We start from the raw sequence: 18,068 nt of genomic DNA on the forward strand, positions 1-18,068 counted from the left end.
TTAACTATTTTAACATATTAAAGGTATATAACGCAAATAATGTCATTGTTTTTTCACAAAAATTGGTTGATATTTGTAATCAATTAATCAATATTGATTAACTAACTTGCGAATATCCTTTGAAAAAGCTATTTGATATAACATGTGTTTGTCTAACTCTGTTGTTAGGCATCTCTTTTGGTTACGCCCAAAGGGTAACCCCTGCCAATACTCCTGGTGCGGATTCGCTCAAAGTTCCTTACCATTTCAAGGATTTCCCTTTCTTGAATTTACCCAAGACGTATGCGCCAGTTTCGTTAACCTCGCCCGATAATATTCAGCGCGAAGTAGTTTACGATACCGAAACACAACGTTATATCATACGCGAAAAATTAGGGACTAAAATGTATCGTCCACCAATTTATATGTCTTTGGAAGAATACAAAGACTATGAGTTTAAACGATTGAAAAAGAATTATTGGGAAGAGCTCGCCGATAAATCTATGATGGAGGAACGGAAACGAAGATTAATCCCTGTCATTGAGGTAAACAGTCCTACATTTCAAAAAATATTCGGTGGAAACACAATCGAAATTATTCCACGCGGAAGCGCAAGTATCTTATTAAGCGGGCAGCGCAATACCAATGCAAACCCGATGTTCAATGAAATACAGCGGAAGCAATGGGGATTTGATTTTGATCAAAATATTGACCTTAATTTATCCGGTAAGATTGGAGAACGCGTAAAACTTAATGCCAACTTTAATTCTAGAGCCCAATTTGATTTTGAAAATCAGATTCGGTTTGACTATGTGGCCAAGGATGACGCTATCTTACGCCGATTAGAAGTTGGTAATGTCAACATGTCTTTGAATAGTACCCTGATTTCGGGATCCGAATCACTGTTTGGGGTAAAAGCACAATTACAATTTGGTAAACTTATGTTTACCGGATTAGTTTCGCAACAACGGTCCCGACAGAAAGAGTTCACCATAACCAATGGTTCAAAAGACAGCGAGATTGATATCACCCTAGATAACTATGAAGCCAACCAACACTATTTCTTGGGGCAATATTTTCGTGACAACTACAACAATACCCTGGCAAATGCGCCTATTTTAAATACACAGATCAATATCACCCAAATCGAGGTATGGTTAAGTAACCGGGGGAATAACTACGAGGAAGCACGCGATATCATGGCGTTGATGGATCTTGGTGAATACACGCCATATAATAGCCTGATCACGCGGGGGAGTGCTAGAAATCCCTCGACCGGTATCCCGGGAGAACTCACGCCCAATGTATCGAATAACTTAAAAACATTATTGGGTGATAACGGTCGTCCTTCCAACAGTACCTTTGTGCAAAGTTTCTTTGCCGCAACTGGGGGTACCGATAACTACGAGAAACTAACATATGCCCGTAAGTTGATCGCAGGAAAGGACTACTTCTTAAATAGCAAACTCGGCTATATCTCTTTGCTGCATCCCCTTAATCAAGATCAAGTTTTATCGGTTGCTTACCGCTATATCTTGAATGGTGTTGAATACCAAGTGGGTGAATTCAGTACAGATATCCCTGTTACTCCTTCTAATCCGACCATGTTATATACCAAACTCTTGAAAGCTTCGACCCTCAAGACGGAATTGCCAACATGGGATTTGATGATGAAGAACATCTATTCGTTAAATTCATACAATATTTCGAATAACAATTTCTTCCTGCAGATATACCGTACGGAGGATGAAACCGGCGCCAACAGACCTTCGATGTTTGAAGGGCAAAATACGGCTGGCAAGACTTGGTTACAATTGTTATCACTGGATCGACTGGATCAAAACCAAGCCGCAAACCCGGACGGTTTATTTGATTATATGGAAGGCCTGACTATCGATGCTAAACGTGGAAAGATTATTTTCCCCGTGGTGGAACCATTTGGTAAAGATTTAGCCGCTCGCTTTGAATCCTTTGAAACGACATTAAAAGAAAAGTACACATTCCCAGAGCTCTATACACATACCAAAGTAGATGCACAGCAAAAATTCCCGAATAAGAACAGGTTCAGCTTACGTGGTCGTTACAGTTCTACTTCGGGCACAGAGTTTCAACTAGAGGGTTTTAATATCCGTCCGAACTCGGTTCGTGTCATGGCGGGTGGCATGCGCCTGGAGGAAGGTAAAGATTTCTACATCAATTACGAACTGGGAACCTTACGTATAATGAACGAGGCGATGGTCATGAGTGGCGCGCCAATAACCGTGAGTATGGAAGATGACGCGATGTTTGGTCTCCAACAAAAAACACTCTTAGGTGGTCGTTTTGATTATGCTGTAAATGAAAAAATCAATGTCGGCGCAACCATTATGAACCTGACAGAGAAGCCATTGACGGAAAAAGTAAACATCGGTCAGGAGCCGATGTCCAACACGATGATTGGAGCTGACATCAGCTATAATAGTCCGTCCCGATGGTTAACGCGAATGGTCGATAAATTGCCGTTCTTAAGTACCAAAGAGGAATCTCAAATTTCGTTCTACGGGGAATTTGCACAGCTTATTCCAGGACATCCTAGTGGATTGAATACGGCCAACAGCAAGCGTGGAACAACCTATGTAGATGACTTTGAAAATAGTGTTTCATACATCGATATTTTAGGTCGTAACGCATGGCAGATATCGGGTACACCGCGGATGTTTGCCGAGTCCAATTTGTTGAACGATCTTAGTTATGGTTACAACAGAGCGCTTCTTGCTTATTACAATATCGACCCTATTTTTTACAACAGAAGTTCGCTAACACCATCTACGATCAACAACCAAGAACTCTCGAATCACCGTGTCCGTGAAGTTTTGGAAAAAGAGATCTTCCCGTATAAAGAAAGTCGTACCGGAGGAGCAATCTTTATCAACACGCTAAACCTTGCTTTCTACCCAACCTTACGGGGGCCGTATAACTATAGTACAACGGGCATTAATAGTGATGGTCACTTCACCAGCCCGAAAACAAAATGGGGTGGTATTTTCCGAAAACTTGATCAAACAGACTTCGAAGCAGAAAATATAGAATTTTTAGAAATGTGGATGATGGACCCAACGCTTACCAACACAAATAAAGCGGGTGGTGACATTTTCTTCAACTTAGGTAACATCTCTGAGGACATCTTAAAGGACGGTCGTAAATCGCTTGAAAATGCCGTTCCGTTAACGGCAGACCTTTCACAGATAGATCAAACCAACTGGGGATATGTTGTAAAAAATCAACCGGTCGTACAAGCCTTTGATAACAACAATGCCAACCGCTTAAAACAGGATGTAGGTCTGGATGGATTGAGCAACCGAGAGGAAGCCAGTTTCTTTGGTAATTTCTTATCCCAATTACAGGGTATTCTGTCGCCAGCTGCTATGAATAAAGTGCAAAGCGATCCTTCATCTGATGACTACCAATATTTTAGAGCCAGTATCTTCGACACACAAGCGGCAGGTATCTTGGAACGTTACCAGTACTATAATGGATTAGAAGGGAACTCCCGTACGAATGAACAATCGCTCATTGACTTTGGTGTTGAAACATCGGCCAACACATTGCTCCCTGATGGTGAAGACTTAAATCGGGATAACACGATGAACGAAATTGATGAGTATTATCAGTATCGATTCTCTACCCGTCCGCAGGATATGATTGTGGGCACCAATCATATTGTAGATGAGGTCATTTCGGAGGTTACGCTGGCAAATGGTAACAAAGAACAAGTTAAATGGTACAAAATCCGTATTCCACTTGCTGACTACGACAGCAAATTTGGTAATGTAACTGACTTTAAGACGATTCGTTACGTACGTATGTTTATGACCAATTTCGCTGATACGGCAGTTGTCCGTTTAGGAAAACTACAATTTATCCGTGGTGAATGGCGTAAGTACAATGGCGAAAATGTAGCGAATAAAGTAATTAGCGATCCAACGCTTGGCGTAGTGCCTTCCGATAATTCGGAGTTCAATGTTGCGAACATAAATATCGAGGAAAACGGAACAAGAAGTCCAATTCCTTATGTCGTTCCGCCAGGCATCAACAGACAAGTGGATTGGGGAAATAACAACTACAATGTTCAATTGAACGAACAAGCATTAAGTATTGATGTCAAAAATCTACGTGATGGCTATGGTCGTGGAGCTTACCGCACTACGAGTCATGACTTCCGCCCATACGGTAACTTAGAAATGTTTATCCATGCGGAGGGAGAAAACCTGCGCGATGGTGATTTCCGTGCTTTTATACGTGTCGGTACAGACGACAAGTACAACTACTATGAGTACGATCTTCCGCTACGGATTACACCATTTGGAACAACTTCAGCAGATATTATATGGCCAGAAGAGAACCGGATGTTGATTAAGATCAAGAAACTACAAGATGCTAAAATAGCACGTGATGCGGCAGTCTTAAACGGTTCGCCTTGGCCAATCGATATTCCTTTTGAATACTTTGACGGCAATAATAAAATTACGATCGTCGGTACGCCGGATATCAGTAAGGTGCGTTACTATATGTTGGGGGTAAAAAACCCATTGAAAGGCAGTAGTACCAGTACACCACTTGATGACGGACGCGACCTGTCTGGGGAGTTTTGGTTCAATGAGCTTCGCTTAACAGATTTCGATGATCGTGGAGGGTGGGCAGCGACAGCACGTATGGATGTCAAACTTGCTGATTTCGCAAACATATCTTTCACAGGAACAAAAAGTACTATCGGTTTCGGTGCCATTTCACAACCGCTGAACCAACGTAAACGTTCGGACGATCTGTTCTTTGACATCTCTACAAATGCGGAGTTTGGAAAATTCTTCCATCCACGTCATGGTATCAGTATCCCATTCTACTTCAATTATTCGAGACAAGTGGGCACACCAGAGTATGACCCTTATAATCCCGATATTGAACTTAATTCTGCGCTGGCAACATTATCGAACAATAGAAAAGATAGTTTACTGCGCTTAGTTCAAGATCTGACCACCAGAAAAGCATTTAGCTTTATGAACGTCCGTAAGTTGAAAACAGATAATGACAGTCCTTTACGTCCTTGGCACATCGAAAACTTTAGCGCTTCGTATGCTTTCAGTTCGTATAGACATTACGATTACAACGTGGCAAACTCGATCCAAAAAACATACCGTGCCGCGTTAGACTACAACTTCAGTAATCCAAATGTGAAGTTTATTGAGCCATTCAAGAATATCAAAAATCGAAACCTCGCCATCATCCGCGATTTCAGTTTCAATTTGATGCCATCGCTCATTAACTTCCGCATCGATGTAAATCGTGTCTACAATGAGAATACCATGCGCGACAATAGCAGTGATAACGTATTACCAACATATTATAATAAAAACTTCAATATGAGTCGTATTTATGGTATCAGTTGGGACTTAACGAAATCACTACGCCTAGATTTTAATGCGACCAATTACTCTATTATAGATGAACCGGTTGGACGGATTGATGGCTTGAAGCAGGATACCATGTGGACGAACTTCTGGAAGATGGGTAGAACGACGGATTATAATCACATGATGAACATAACCTATACGCTACCTATAAACAAGATTCCATATTTGGAGTGGGTGAATGTCGTGACACGTTATGGAACACAATTCAACTGGCAAAGTGAACCGTTATTAGCGATTCAAAACCAGGATATGAACATCGGTAACAGCATTCAAAACAACCGAACTATACAGATTAATCCAACCTTAAACTTCAGTAATTTGTATAATAGGTTCAAATTCTTCCGCGATAATACACGGAGTAATTCGACTGGACCAAAAGCTATTCTTGCACAACTGTTATCTGCTGTACGCACCATCAACGGAGCTTACACGAAAAACGAAGGACAATTCTTGCCGGGGTATTTACCAAAGACCAATTTATTGGGGCTAGACTTTGATCACAATGCACCAGGATTTGGATTTATATTCGGTAGCCAATCGAATATTTTAAACAAAGCCTTACAAAACAGTTGGATATCCATGGATACCCTACAAAATCAACGGTATACTAAAACATATGCGGAAAATATTTCCGTTGTTGCGAATCTAGAACCGTTTAAAGGACTACGTATAGACCTCAGCTCTTCGCGTATCGATAACTACAACTACTCCGCCGCGACAGAATATAATGCCGTGACCGGAAACATCGAAAGTGTAACGCCGTATACTACCGGAAACTATAGCATTACACAAATTGCTATTAAGTCTGCTTTTAAAGACCATAACGAGTTGTTCCGCATTTTTGAAGAGAATAGAGTAACCATTTCGGCTCGTTTAGCGGAACGTAATCTAAACTCGGTTGGTTTTGACAATGAAATGTTTGCGGATGGATATGGTAAAGCACAACAAGATGTGGTTATCAACTCTTTCCTTACTACATATTTAGGAAAAGACGTAAACAGCAGTTCATTAAATAAAATGCCTAAGTTCCCGCTTCCAAACTGGCGTATTTCTTATAACAGGTTAGCGAATGTTTTGGGCTTAACAGATTTTATCACGTCCCTTGCCATTACGCATGCATATAACTCCTTGTACTCGGTGACAGGCTATAATTCAGTTCTGCGATACAAAGAAAATGATGGTATGCCTTCGGAACGCGATGTAAACGCCAACTTCCTTCCAAAATTCCAGTACGACCAAGTATCTATTATCGATCAGTTCGTACCCCTTATCGGATTGGACATTCGTTTCGCGAATAGCATATCAGCGACCTCGGAGCTCCGGAGAATGCGTAATATGAACTTCACCTTAGCAAATAGCCAAATGTCAATGTTGACGGAAAACTCATTTGTGCTGGGTATGGGCTACCGTAAGAGTAATGTCGGTATGCCATTTGGTTGGTTCAGCGATAAGAAATGGAGTAATGATGTAAACTTCAAATTAGATGTTGCAATCAACGATCGTAAAACAATTGTGTACCGTTCAGATTTGAACTCTGCAGAGATCTCGGCAGGTAATAAAAGTATTAGCTTTAACCCAACGCTGGACTATGTGATCAACCAGCAATATAATATTCAATTATTCTATAATTCCAACATTGTGAAACCATACACCTCGCAAAATTATGCGACTTCGTATACAAACTTTGGAGTGAACATCCGGATATTCTTCCAGTAGTAAACGGACTTGAACTAGAAAAACATCACATAGAAAAGGTTGTCTGTTAAAAATAGGCAACCTTTTCTATATAAAGAGCGCCCTACAAAGAAACCACTCCATGGTGTTTCCTAACAAAATATCAATTAACTTTGTCTCAAATAAAAATCAAGCAACAACACCATGGCAGAAGATTTAATCATCGCAACCGGCAGTAAAGAAGAACAATATCAATTGCTTTTCAGACAGATTGAAGCCCTCCTTTCGGGTGAAACAGATTGTATTGCCAACATGGCTAATATCGCAGCCGCTTTAAAAGAACAATTCAATTTTTGGTGGGTAGGTTTCTATATCGTTCGCCAAGAAGAATTGGTTCTCGGTCCCTTCCAAGGACCAGTAGCTTGTACACGGATTGGTTACGGAAAGGGCGTATGTGGCTCCGCATGGAAAGATCAATCGACCCTTATTGTTCCCGATGTAGAACAATTCCCTGGGCATATTGCCTGTAGCTCTTTATCGCGATCGGAAATTGTAGTTCCCGTCATCAAAGAAGGCACCTGTGTTGCAGTGCTCGATGTCGACAGTGAACACCTTGATTTTTTTGACACGACGGATCAAAAATACTTAGAGAAGATTTGCGGCCTTATTTAAACCGCAGTTAGGCAATCTCAACGCGCCATAATTTGATCAACTTGTCATCACCAGCCGTGATAAGTTGATTGCTGGCCGCATTATAGATTGCCGTATTGATAGAAAGACGATGGCTGTCGTAGCCACGCTCCATACTGATGTTTCGCAGTAGTGACAGCGTGTTCATATCCCAAAATTTTATCGATTTATCTCTACTTACCGTAATAATTATATCGGAAGTCGGGTGCTTCAAGATGCCATAAACAGTGAACAAGTGTGGTGTCACCTGTTGTACAGGAGACAAACCAGATGGCACTAATTTGTGTAATACCGCATCGCGACCTCCTGAGAATATATTTTCTGCCGTTGCCAGCAATGCCGTAATAGACATACTATGTATTTTACGTCTATTTACTTCGCGAAAACTCGCACTCTCCAATTGGTACACATGCCCATCCTTATCTCCAAAATTCAAATATTTTCCATCGACTGAAGGTTCAATAGTACGGACAGTTGTATTTGAAACACGGAAATTATATACTAATTCGTAGGTATCTAAATTCCAGACATAGGCTACTCCGGCCTCTCCTATGGCAAGGAGTTCCTTCTTATCTTCTAAATGACGTAGAGCAAAGACAGCCCCCTTTTCCATATACAGCTTTTTCACTAACTGTTGCTTATCCACATCGACCAACCATATTTCACTGTTCCGCATTCCGATAGCGAGGAGACCACTATCTTTCAACAAACATAACGCATAGACCGAAGCTGGCACCGCACAAAGTATACGGTTAAACTTTCCTGTCGCTAAATCCCACTCCACGACGCCTCGATCATTTCCACCAGAATATAGCATAGTCTGATCTAAAGAATTTTCAAGGGCAAAAATTGGGTTTTGGTGCCCCGTCAATGTCATGACTAGAGAAACATTTAAATTATGCATAGTTGAATATAGGTAAGTGATAAACAAATTTACCCAAATACAAGGGGATATGCAAGGCTATAATTTTCTCACAATAAGGAAAATTATAGCAAGGAAACAACTTTTACCTAATCTGCCGTTTGCACGAGTCGCAAAGAGAGTTTCTTTTTCAACCGTTGTTTGGCCTTCTTAACCCCTTCCGGAGAAATAGAAAGTTTATCGGCCAATTCTTTATTTGATAAATTCAAATAAAGCAACGCTAACAAGCGTAGATCCGACTCCGACAGTCCATCATACTTATCTCCTATCTCCACAAAAAAGTCCGGAAAATCAGCATCGAACAAATCTTTAAAATCGCCCCAGTTCCGATCGTTCATTAAATTTAAATCTAAATGATCACGGAGCTCTTTACTCACTAAGACAGCTGGGCTATTTTGTACAGCGTAAGGTTTCTTACTGTGGATTATGGTAGACACATCATATCGTTCCGTATTTTCTGGCTCTAAAACAGGTTCCTCTTTAATCAGTATATTCTTTCTATTACGTAGAAAATAGAGTAAGCCAACGACTGCTCCACCAGCAACCAACACCAATAGACATAAAAGAATAATTTTATTACGTCGGCTTTCCGAATATAAAGCCTGAAATTTCTGTTTCTCTTCCGCTAGCTTCATCGCATCAATAGCCGCTTCATTTTCGAAAGATATCGCTAAACTATTGTAGTGGTTATACTGTTTTAACGTTTCCAGCAATTCACTTTCCAAACCGAGCTTATTGAGTAATTTCACTTTGAGATTAAACATTTCGGATAGCGCCATATAGCGTGCTGGTTTACGTTCCATCTTATCCAAATACTCATTCGTCCGTAGGAGCGCCTTATCATAGTCTCCCATGATATAGTATGTCTCAGCTATTTTTTTTAACGAACCCAAAGCCGACTGGACATCGCCCCAGGATTTAGAATTGTAATTATAATCAACAAAGAAATGTTTCAGTGCTTCACCGTGGTTATTCTGCCGAGCAAATACGTTGCCCATATTACCGTAGGATATTCCCATCCAAGCGGAGTCTACTGCTACTTTAGACTTCTCGTAAACTATTTTAAAATATGAATTCGCTTGCTCATAATCCCCCTCAATCGTCGCAATCAAGCCTAGGGTATTCATCGTGTTAAAATACTCGCGATCGTTTAGACGTGTTTCATATTTAAGAACCTGCTGCAACGCATCTCGTGAAAGCTCATACTCCTTGATGTCATAAAAATACCGCCCCATTGTAATGTAGTATTGCCATACCCCGGAAATAGACTTCTCGCCATACTTGTCGATAAGCAATAGTACTTCCCGAAAATAACCATATGAAACAGACTTCCTTGCATAGGTAAAGTAATAATTTGCCAAGGCATAAAGTTGTCTTACATGTTGGTCATTCAAAGCATTATCTCGTGCAAACTGAACCGCCGTTTCGTGGTAATTTGTAGATAAAGCATTCAGGCTATCGTTAACTATGGAATAATAATGCGCCAGTGTCTCGTAATAGGTACACACAAGCACTTTATCACTCTTCTTTTTAGAAAGATCACGAATAAATTGAATATGCTCAAGCGCTTGTTTCGGAGAGCTTTTTTCTAAATCTCCGCGTAAGATTCCGTATGCTTTAGCTCCACTTTGATTCGAAGGAACAAAGGCCAAAGAATCATATGGATTTTCTAAAGTGTGATTCGCAGAAAGGAAACCACTCCAAGCCGCAAATAGGAATAACAAAACAAATCTAAGCGTATTCATAAAAGGGTAAATCACAAGCTTCAACCAACAAAAAAATTAAGGTCACTCATGCAGCTGTAAATATCACGAAATTTTTTGCTTTATAAAAAAAAATCGATGGACAAAGACGGGACAATGCAAAAAAACAGGGGACAAGACAATAAAAAAGCCCAATATAAAAAATTGGGCTCCTTAATTTTTGTAACAATCCAAATTTATTGGTGTCTTCCTTCAAGTTTTTTAGCTATCACTTCCAGATTAAGTCCTTTTTCTCGGAGCAATACGATTAAGTGAAACAATAAATCGGAGGTTTCATTAATAAAATCATGTTCGGTCTCAGCCAAAGCAGCAATAACAGTCTCAACAGCCTCTTCTCCAACTTTCTGCGCAATTTTATTTATACCACGCTCTCGTAATCGGTGCACATAAGACTCCTCAGAGGACTCCACGTATCGCTGTTGAACAATTCGCTCTAATTGAAGCAGAAAATTTTGATTATATGCCGTATTGAAGCAACTGCGACTTCCTGTATGGCACGTAGGGCCTGCCGGTATAACTTTGATCAGCAGCGTGTCATTGTCACAATCAACAGCCGAGGAAACCATCGTCAAAAAATTCCCACTCTCCTCCCCCTTTGTCCACAGTCTGTTTTTGCTTCTGGAAAAAAAGGTAACCTTACCATCTGCCTGAGTTTTTTCCCAAGCTTCTTCATTCATATAGCCAAGCATCAATACTTCCAGCGTTTGATTATCTTGTATAACAACAGGGATTAAACCATCCCCTTTTTTAAAATCTAACATAGTTGTTAATTTAGTACGGAGTACGGAGTACTAAGTACGGAATATCTTTTTTGTGCAAAACACTAAGCAAAAATAATAAATACTTTGTACTAATTTCAATAAGCACTCCATACTCTCCACTTTGCACTCAGTACGATCTACTTTCTATCTCACCACAACACCTGCCGTGCGCAGTGTTTGTTTCAAATCTGGAATCAATATTTCTCCATAATGAAACACCGAAGCGGCTAAAGCCGCGTCTACGCCAGCCTTTTCAAACACATCTACAAAATGTTGCTGACTTCCTGCGCCGCCTGATGCAATGAGTGGTATATGTACCATTGCATTGACCTTAGCTAAAAAAGTCGTATCAAACCCATCTTTTGTACCGTCGTGGTCCATGGACGTTAATAGAATCTCTCCAGCTCCACGCTCCTCTGCTTCCTGCAACCAATTTAATGTTTCTATTTCCGTTCGTTCACGCCCACCACGTAGGTGAATCAACTGCTTGCCATCCACTAATCTAGTATCGGCCGCAATTACCACAAATTGACGCCCAAAAGCACGTGCAAAATCATCAATCAGCTTCGGATTTCGAACCGCAGCGGAATTAATCGAAATTTTATCTGCTCCTGCATTCAACAGGATGTCGGCATCTTTAACTTCATTTATACCGCCACCAATCGTAAACGGAATGTTTACTTGACGCGCAACAGCCTTGACAAGATCTATCGTCGTCTTACGGTTCTCGTGCGTAGCCGTAATATCCAAGAAAACCAACTCATCGGCCCCTTGCTGTGAATACTGCCAAGCTAATTCAACGGGGTCACCAGCATCACGCAAGTCCACAAAATTAACTCCCTTTACTGTCCTGCCATCTTTGACATCCAGACAAGGGATAATACGCTTTGCTAACATCTTAGAACCTAATTAAAGACTTTAAATTCCAATCTTTAATCTCATCAATAGAAATCTTGTTCTCGTAAATTGCTTTTCCAACCACACAAGACTCCATATTGCCGAGCTCCTGTAAAGCCTCGATATCTTTCATTGAACTGATGCCACCCGAGCCAATCAACTTAATAATTGGCGAATGCGCTAACAATTTCTTATATAGATCCACGCCAGCACCAGCCAGTTTACCGTCCTTACTAATATCAGTGCATAAGAAACGGAAGAAACCTAATTCTAAACATTTATCGATATAGGAAACCAATTTAATAGGTGAACTTTCTTGCCAACCTGAATACTTAATCACTTCATCCAAGACATCAATAGCAATAACAATATGATCAGCGTACTTTACACGTCCTTCGTTGAGCGAGCTTAGTTCCTCCAGAAAAGATGGATTTGTGATCGCTTGGGTTCCCACAATTACACGATAAACGCCCGCATCAACCAGCTCTTTAACTTTCTCAATACTACGCACACCTCCTCCATATTGTACTTTCATATCCGTTTTATGGATGATATCAAACAAGTACTTTTGATTCGAGAAATCTCCTTTAGCACCGTTCAAATCAATAATATGAACGATCTCCGTACCATTCGCATGATACTTAGCAATTTGCTCTTCCAATGAAATATCATAGGTTGTTACATCATCATAGTTACCTTCGCGCAGGCGAACAACCTTCTTATCTAATACATCAATAGCGGGAATTATATACATACAGTAAAATTAAAATCAGTTAAACATTAAATCCGGGAAAAGTTAAGCAATAACTGCTCTCCGTCCTTACCCGATTTTTCAGGGTGAAACTGCACCCCATAAAAATTATTCTTTTGTATGGCAGCAGAAAAATCTACGCCATAACGACATACAGCACTAGTAAAATCAGCCTCATATTCAATAAAATAAGAGTGCACAAAGTAAAAATAGGCATTATCCTCAATACCTTGAAAAAGAGTCGAGCCATTTTGTATTTGTATGCTGTTCCAGCCCATGTGTGGTACTTTCTCCGTAACGCGGCCACCGAAGTGTAACGTTTTTAAAGGCACAATTTTCAACAAATCTGCATTTCCTTCCTCCGAAAACGATGTTAAAAGCTGCATGCCCACACAAATTCCTAGAACAGGTTTCTCTAATGATGCAATATAAGATGAAAGTCCAGACTGAACTAACTTTTCCATTGCAGCACCAGCATGCCCGACACCCGGAATAATAATGCGATCGTACAGATCCAAATCTGACGCCTCATTAACCATACCGTAGCCAATACCAACTCGATCTAACGCTGCCGTTAAAGAGAAGATATTACCAGCTCCATAATTTACAATCCCTATCATACGTACCTCCTACAATACTCCTTTTGTACTTGGCAGTTGCATATTATCCGCATCACGTCGCACTGCTTTTTTTATAGATTTGGCAAAAGCTTTAAAGATTGCTTCAATTTTATGATGCTCATTTTCGCCTTCTGCCTTAATATTCAGATTAGCTTTCGCTGCATCCGAAAATGACTTAAAAAAGTGAAAGAACATCTCGGTCGGCATATCACCTATCTTTTCACGTTTGAACGCTGCATCCCAAACAATCCAATTCCGCCCCCCAAAGTCAATGGCCACTTGCGCCAAACAGTCATCCATGGGTAATGTGTATGCGTATCGCTCGATACCACGTTTATTGCCTAACACCTGAAGAAATAACTCGCCTAAAGCAATACCTGTATCTTCAATCGTATGATGCTCATCAATATGTAAATCTCCCTTAGCTTTAACAGTGAGATCCAATGCCCCATGTCGCGCTATTTGATCCAACATATGGTCAAAGAAAGGAAGCCCTGTATCGATCGACGATTTTCCTGAGCCATCCAAATTAACAGCGACAAAAATATCCGTCTCATTGGTTTTACGGTGATGCTCTCCGCTTCGAGTTCCTAATTTCAAAAACTCATAAACGGCTTTCCAATCTGTTGTTTCCAAAGCCACATCGGCAGGATCAATGGATAAGTTTTCCGCCTGACCAAGACCATCGTCACTACGCAACCAAATAGCCTTAGCCCCCAAATTATGGGCAAGTTTCACATCATTGATTCGGTCACCGATCACGAAAGATTCACTCAAATTATAAGTATCGGCATCAAAATATCCTTTCAGCATACCAATACCAGGTTTTCGGGTGTCGGCATTTTCATGCGGAAAAGTACGGTCTATATGTTCCTCCGCAAAGACAACACCTTCCCCTTTGAAGGTGTCAATAACGAAATGGTGAACGGGCCAAAAATTCTCCTCTGGGTGGGAGGATGTCCCTAATCCATCTTGATTGGAAACAAGAATCAATTCAAAATCAAGTTCCTTTGCAATCTTAGGTAAATATTGTAATGCACCGGGATAGAACTTCAGCTTGGCAAAAGAATCAATCTGCTCATCTGCCGGTTCTAAAATCAAGGTGCCATCACGATCTATAAACAATACTCTTTTCACTAAATCAGGCATAATTTCCGTGGTAAATATTTTGTAGTCTTTTTAATTGTTTGTTGCGCCGTAAAACGTATAAACAGCGGATACAAGTTCTTCATTTTCTGCCGGTGTTCCGACCGTCAAACGTAAACAGCCTTCACAAAGCTCTACTTTAGAACGATCTCTAACAATAATCCCTTTGCTAACCAAGAAATTGTATAGTGCGCGTGGTTCCTCCAATTTGACCAAGATAAAATTCGCATCAGAAGGTGTTATATGTGCGACCTGCGCAATGTCCGCCAGTGTAGCACTCAATTTCTCGCGCTCCGCGACAATCTCTTGGATCCAACTATTCACCTGATCCACATTGTCCAATGCTTCTAACACAATATTCTGCGTGGCTTGGTTAATATTGTAAGGTGGTTTAATCTTATTAAAAACTGTGATTATTTCTTCGCTGGCAAAAGCCATCCCCAAACGTAACGCAGCCAATCCCCAAGCCTTAGATAGGGTTTGCAAAATAACTAAGTTTGGAAACTCACTAAGATCCTTCGTAAAAGATGGTTGTTTTGAGAAATTTATATAGGCTTCATCAACCACAACCAGTCCATCAAAGTTAACCAATATAGTTTCAATATCCGTTCTATTTAGACTATTCCCAGTTGGATTATTCGGCGAACAAATAAAAATCAGTTTGGTTTGGCTATCTATCGCTTCAGCGATACCATCCAGGTCTAGTTGATAATCAGGAGTCAAGTTCACCTTTCGGTAAGCCACATCGTTGATGTTCGCCGACACTTCATACATACCATATGTAGGAGGCACCAGAATAACATTATCCTTTCCGGGCGTACAGAAGGCACGATACAGTAAATCAATAGCTTCATCACTACCATTACCCAAAAAAATATTAGCGGCAGGAACACCTTTTATCTTTGAAAGCTTCTCTTTAACACGATGCTGCAAAGGATCCGGATAACGATGGAAATCTTCCCGATATGGAGAGCCAAAAGCGTTTTCATTCGCATCCAAAAGGACCGACGCTTCGCCTTTAAACTCATCTCTTGCAGACGAGTAGGGAACGAGTTTTTTGATGTTATCTCTAAGAAGAGCATTTAGGTTGAAAGAGCCTTTCATATTTACTTTTATGTTGAGCGTGTAAATATGAGGAAAAATCTAGAAAATCCCTATACTAAAAACCATTTGCCTTCCTCCGAGAGCAAAGTATTGGCAAAAAACGGTTGTGATTCATCCAGAAAGGGTTGCAGATCTCGATATCGGGCAGAGAAATGTCCCAAAAGAAGCTTTTTTGCTCCCACGGTGCTAGCGACCTGTGCAGCCTCCTGCCCTGTACTATGTAATGTTTCTTTTGCACGATCCGCCATATCATGTAAAAATGTCGATTCATGATACAAGAGGTCTACTCCCTGGATCGTCTCAAAATAACTTTCGTTCATCAAGGTGTCCGAACAAAAGGCATAACTGCGTGACGGCGGCGCAGGATAGGTCAGCTCACTTGCTAAATAAACAGTTCCATCAGGATCCACATAATCAATCCCTCTCTTAAGTAACTTGAGGTATGGGGTTGGTATGTCGAGCTGGTCCACCAACGTTGCATTTAAGGTCGCACTGCGACGCCCCTCATCAAAACGAAATCCCGTACAATCAATGCGATGTTGTAAAGGGAAAGAGGTAACTTTCATCGCGGGCGTATCTAGGATAACCTCCACTTCAGCCGGATTTGTCGGGTGGAAAACGAGCGGGTATTGTAGTACTGTTGCGGAGTGCTTGAACTGAATAGCAAGAATTTCTTCTAATGCCGCCGGACCATAAACATGTAGGGTTGACTTCCTTCCCATCAAATGTTGCGAGGAAAGCAACCCTACAAGTCCTAAATAATGATCTCCATGTAAATGGCTGATAAAGATATGATTTATACGATTGCTTTTGATACCATAGCGCGCCAGTTGCATTTGCGTCCCTTCGCCACAGTCAATCATATAAAGCTGTTCATTGAAGTTCAACACTTGAGAAGTAGGGTGCCGCCCATACATAGGCGTAGCCGAACTATTCCCCAAAATCATGACTTCGAATCGTAGCATGCTTACACCCCTCTTAAATCTAGACGGATCTCATTGCCAAAGATCATATCCTCTGCCGTAGAGACGGATTCTGCGATCTTAAAATAGTTTTCCAGTTTAGACATCTTAAGCAGGTCTACCACATTCGGATTCAAACCGGTCAAGATAAACAATCCGCCGGATTCCTTACATAGACGACGAGCCAAAAGTCCAAGCCTCAAAACATCCTCGTCGGCCGTTTCCACGACATGCAAATCCAGAATAATGTTCCGTTGACCACTTGTGCTACGTAACATAAACTCGGCTTTCAGTTTCGCTGCCGACTCTCGATCCAAAAAGTCCACTAAGGGCTCTATCACCACATAGCGGTCATGCTTGTCAACAATAAACCTCATATCAATAGCTGTTAGTTTTTATACGATCTCTTTCAAAGCTGCCGCAACGTTCTGCTCTACGCGCGCTACAATCTCCCCTTCGGCTGCATATTGAAATTTTTCACCTGTGATGTGCTCATAGAGCTCGATATAGCGTGCAGAAATTGATTCTACAATTGCATCAGTCATCTCAGGTACTTGTTGTCCATCCTTTCCTTGGAAGCCGTTCTCAATTAACCATTGACGAACAAACTCCTTTGATAGCTGACGTTGCGGCTCACCGTTTGCTTGTCTTTCCGCATACCCTTCAGCATAAAAATAACGGGAGGAATCCGGTGTATGGATTTCATCCATCAGATAAATTTCTCCATTACGTTTTCCGAACTCATACTTGGTATCCACCAAAATCAATCCACGTTCCTTTGCAATTTCGGTACCCCGCTGAAAAAGCTGGTGTGCATATTTTTCCAGTTCGGCGTAATCCGCTTCACTGACAATACCCTGTGCAATGATTTCTTCACGTGAGATATCTTCATCGTGACCAACCGCAGCCTTTGTTGTTGGCGTAATAATAGTTTGTGGCAACTTATCATTCTCTTTCAACCCTTCTGGCAAGGTTACACCACACAACACACGTCCGCCCTCCTTGTAGGTCCGTGCGGCATGTCCTGCCAGGTAACCGCGAATAACCATCTCCACCTTGAAAGGTTCACACTTGACCCCAATCGTAGCACTTGGATCCGGCACTGCAATCACCCAGTTTGGTAATATGTCTTTCGTTGCTTCCAAAAATTTAGCAGCAATCTGATTCAATACCTGCCCCTTATATGGGATTGCACGTGGCAAGACCACATCAAAAGCGGAAATTCGATCCGAAGCTACCATGACCAAATAGTCATCAGCAATTGTATAAACATCACGTACTTTACCTTTGTAAAAAGCGGTCTGTTTATCAAAATTAAAATTTGTTTCTTTTATTGCATTCATATTCTCGCG

At 41.0% G+C, this 18,068-nt stretch carries 12 protein-coding genes and 1 pseudogene; 2 read left to right on the forward strand and 11 right to left on the reverse strand.

From position 1 onward, the window contains the following. The first annotated feature begins 119 nt into the window (after nt 1-119). Nucleotides 120-7,142 carry a T9SS outer membrane translocon Sov/SprA gene (gene sov, locus B9Y69_RS06980; RefSeq protein WP_085472300.1) on the forward strand — a complete coding sequence of 2,341 codons (7,023 nt, stop codon included), beginning with the start codon at nt 120-122 and terminating at the stop codon, nt 7,140-7,142. 162 nt (nt 7,143-7,304) lie between these two features. Beyond that, nucleotides 7,305-7,772 carry a GAF domain-containing protein gene (locus B9Y69_RS06985; protein ID WP_085472301.1) on the forward strand — a complete coding sequence of 156 codons (468 nt, stop codon included), beginning with the start codon at nt 7,305-7,307 and terminating at the stop codon, nt 7,770-7,772. A 7-nt stretch (nt 7,773-7,779) separates the two neighbouring features. On the opposite strand, the gene B9Y69_RS06990 is transcribed toward B9Y69_RS06985, so the two are convergent. From B9Y69_RS06990 to B9Y69_RS07040, 11 genes and pseudogenes are all read right to left on the reverse strand, one after another. Continuing rightward, nucleotides 7,780-8,694, reverse strand: coding sequence for a WD40 repeat domain-containing protein (locus B9Y69_RS06990; protein WP_085472302.1), 915 nt, complete (start codon nt 8,692-8,694; stop codon nt 7,780-7,782). Between the two features lie 107 nt (nt 8,695-8,801). Continuing rightward, complete coding sequence (locus B9Y69_RS06995; protein WP_085472303.1) at nt 8,802-10,457, reverse strand: tetratricopeptide repeat protein; 1,656 nt, start codon at nt 10,455-10,457, stop codon at nt 8,802-8,804. 194 nt (nt 10,458-10,651) lie between these two features. Then, nucleotides 10,652-11,245: pseudogene (gene hisIE / locus B9Y69_RS07000) on the reverse strand (bifunctional phosphoribosyl-AMP cyclohydrolase/phosphoribosyl-ATP diphosphatase HisIE); the annotation flags it as partial. Nucleotides 11,246-11,380: 135 nt separating this feature from the next. Continuing rightward, nucleotides 11,381-12,133, reverse strand: coding sequence for an imidazole glycerol phosphate synthase subunit HisF (gene hisF, locus B9Y69_RS07005; RefSeq protein WP_085472305.1), 753 nt, complete (start codon nt 12,131-12,133; stop codon nt 11,381-11,383). Between the two features lies 1 nt (nt 12,134). Then, nucleotides 12,135-12,887, reverse strand: coding sequence for a 1-(5-phosphoribosyl)-5-[(5-phosphoribosylamino)methylideneamino]imidazole-4-carboxamide isomerase (locus B9Y69_RS07010; RefSeq protein WP_085472306.1), 753 nt, complete (start codon nt 12,885-12,887; stop codon nt 12,135-12,137). Between the two features lie 26 nt (nt 12,888-12,913). Next, nucleotides 12,914-13,504 carry an imidazole glycerol phosphate synthase subunit HisH gene (hisH, locus tag B9Y69_RS07015; protein ID WP_085472307.1) on the reverse strand — a complete coding sequence of 197 codons (591 nt, stop codon included), beginning with the start codon at nt 13,502-13,504 and terminating at the stop codon, nt 12,914-12,916. A 9-nt stretch (nt 13,505-13,513) separates the two neighbouring features. Continuing rightward, a complete protein-coding gene (gene hisB / locus B9Y69_RS07020) occupies nt 13,514-14,653 on the reverse strand; it encodes a bifunctional histidinol-phosphatase/imidazoleglycerol-phosphate dehydratase HisB (protein WP_085472308.1) in 1,140 nt (379 codons plus the stop codon). A 30-nt stretch (nt 14,654-14,683) separates the two neighbouring features. After that, nucleotides 14,684-15,754 carry a histidinol-phosphate transaminase gene (gene hisC / locus B9Y69_RS07025; protein ID WP_085472309.1) on the reverse strand — a complete coding sequence of 357 codons (1,071 nt, stop codon included), beginning with the start codon at nt 15,752-15,754 and terminating at the stop codon, nt 14,684-14,686. 50 nt (nt 15,755-15,804) lie between these two features. Beyond that, complete coding sequence (locus B9Y69_RS07030; protein WP_085472310.1) at nt 15,805-16,719, reverse strand: ribonuclease Z; 915 nt, start codon at nt 16,717-16,719, stop codon at nt 15,805-15,807. A 2-nt stretch (nt 16,720-16,721) separates the two neighbouring features. After that, nucleotides 16,722-17,093, reverse strand: coding sequence for an STAS domain-containing protein (locus B9Y69_RS07035; RefSeq protein WP_085472311.1), 372 nt, complete (start codon nt 17,091-17,093; stop codon nt 16,722-16,724). A gap of 18 nt (nt 17,094-17,111) precedes the next feature. After that, nucleotides 17,112-18,059, reverse strand: coding sequence for a phosphoribosylaminoimidazolesuccinocarboxamide synthase (locus tag B9Y69_RS07040; RefSeq protein ID WP_085472312.1), 948 nt, complete (start codon nt 18,057-18,059; stop codon nt 17,112-17,114). Between the last annotated feature and the right edge of the window lie 9 nt (nt 18,060-18,068).

This window comes from Sphingobacterium psychroaquaticum (assembly GCF_900177625.1).
Taxonomy (GTDB): domain Bacteria; phylum Bacteroidota; class Bacteroidia; order Sphingobacteriales; family Sphingobacteriaceae; genus Sphingobacterium; species Sphingobacterium psychroaquaticum.

What these genes read in the sequence shown, in the direction of transcription:
- B9Y69_RS07035 (WP_085472311.1), bottom strand. Translation starts at nt 17,093, where the DNA reads ATGAGGTTTATTGTTGACAAGCATGACCGCTATGTGGTGATAGAGCCC.
- hisF (WP_085472305.1), bottom strand. Translation starts at nt 12,133, where the DNA reads ATGTTAGCAAAGCGTATTATCCCTTGTCTGGATGTCAAAGATGGCAGG.
- B9Y69_RS06990 (WP_085472302.1), bottom strand. Translation starts at nt 8,694, where the DNA reads ATGCATAATTTAAATGTTTCTCTAGTCATGACATTGACGGGGCACCAA.
- hisC (WP_085472309.1), bottom strand. Translation starts at nt 15,754, where the DNA reads ATGAAAGGCTCTTTCAACCTAAATGCTCTTCTTAGAGATAACATCAAA.
- B9Y69_RS06995 (WP_085472303.1), bottom strand. Translation starts at nt 10,457, where the DNA reads ATGAATACGCTTAGATTTGTTTTGTTATTCCTATTTGCGGCTTGGAGT.
- B9Y69_RS07010 (WP_085472306.1), bottom strand. Translation starts at nt 12,887, where the DNA reads ATGTATATAATTCCCGCTATTGATGTATTAGATAAGAAGGTTGTTCGC.
- hisH (WP_085472307.1), bottom strand. Translation starts at nt 13,504, where the DNA reads ATGATAGGGATTGTAAATTATGGAGCTGGTAATATCTTCTCTTTAACG.
- B9Y69_RS07030 (WP_085472310.1), bottom strand. Translation starts at nt 16,719, where the DNA reads ATGCTACGATTCGAAGTCATGATTTTGGGGAATAGTTCGGCTACGCCT.
- B9Y69_RS07040 (WP_085472312.1), bottom strand. Translation starts at nt 18,059, where the DNA reads ATGAATGCAATAAAAGAAACAAATTTTAATTTTGATAAACAGACCGCT.
- hisB (WP_085472308.1), bottom strand. Translation starts at nt 14,653, where the DNA reads ATGCCTGATTTAGTGAAAAGAGTATTGTTTATAGATCGTGATGGCACC.
- B9Y69_RS06985 (WP_085472301.1), top strand. Translation starts at nt 7,305, where the DNA reads ATGGCAGAAGATTTAATCATCGCAACCGGCAGTAAAGAAGAACAATAT.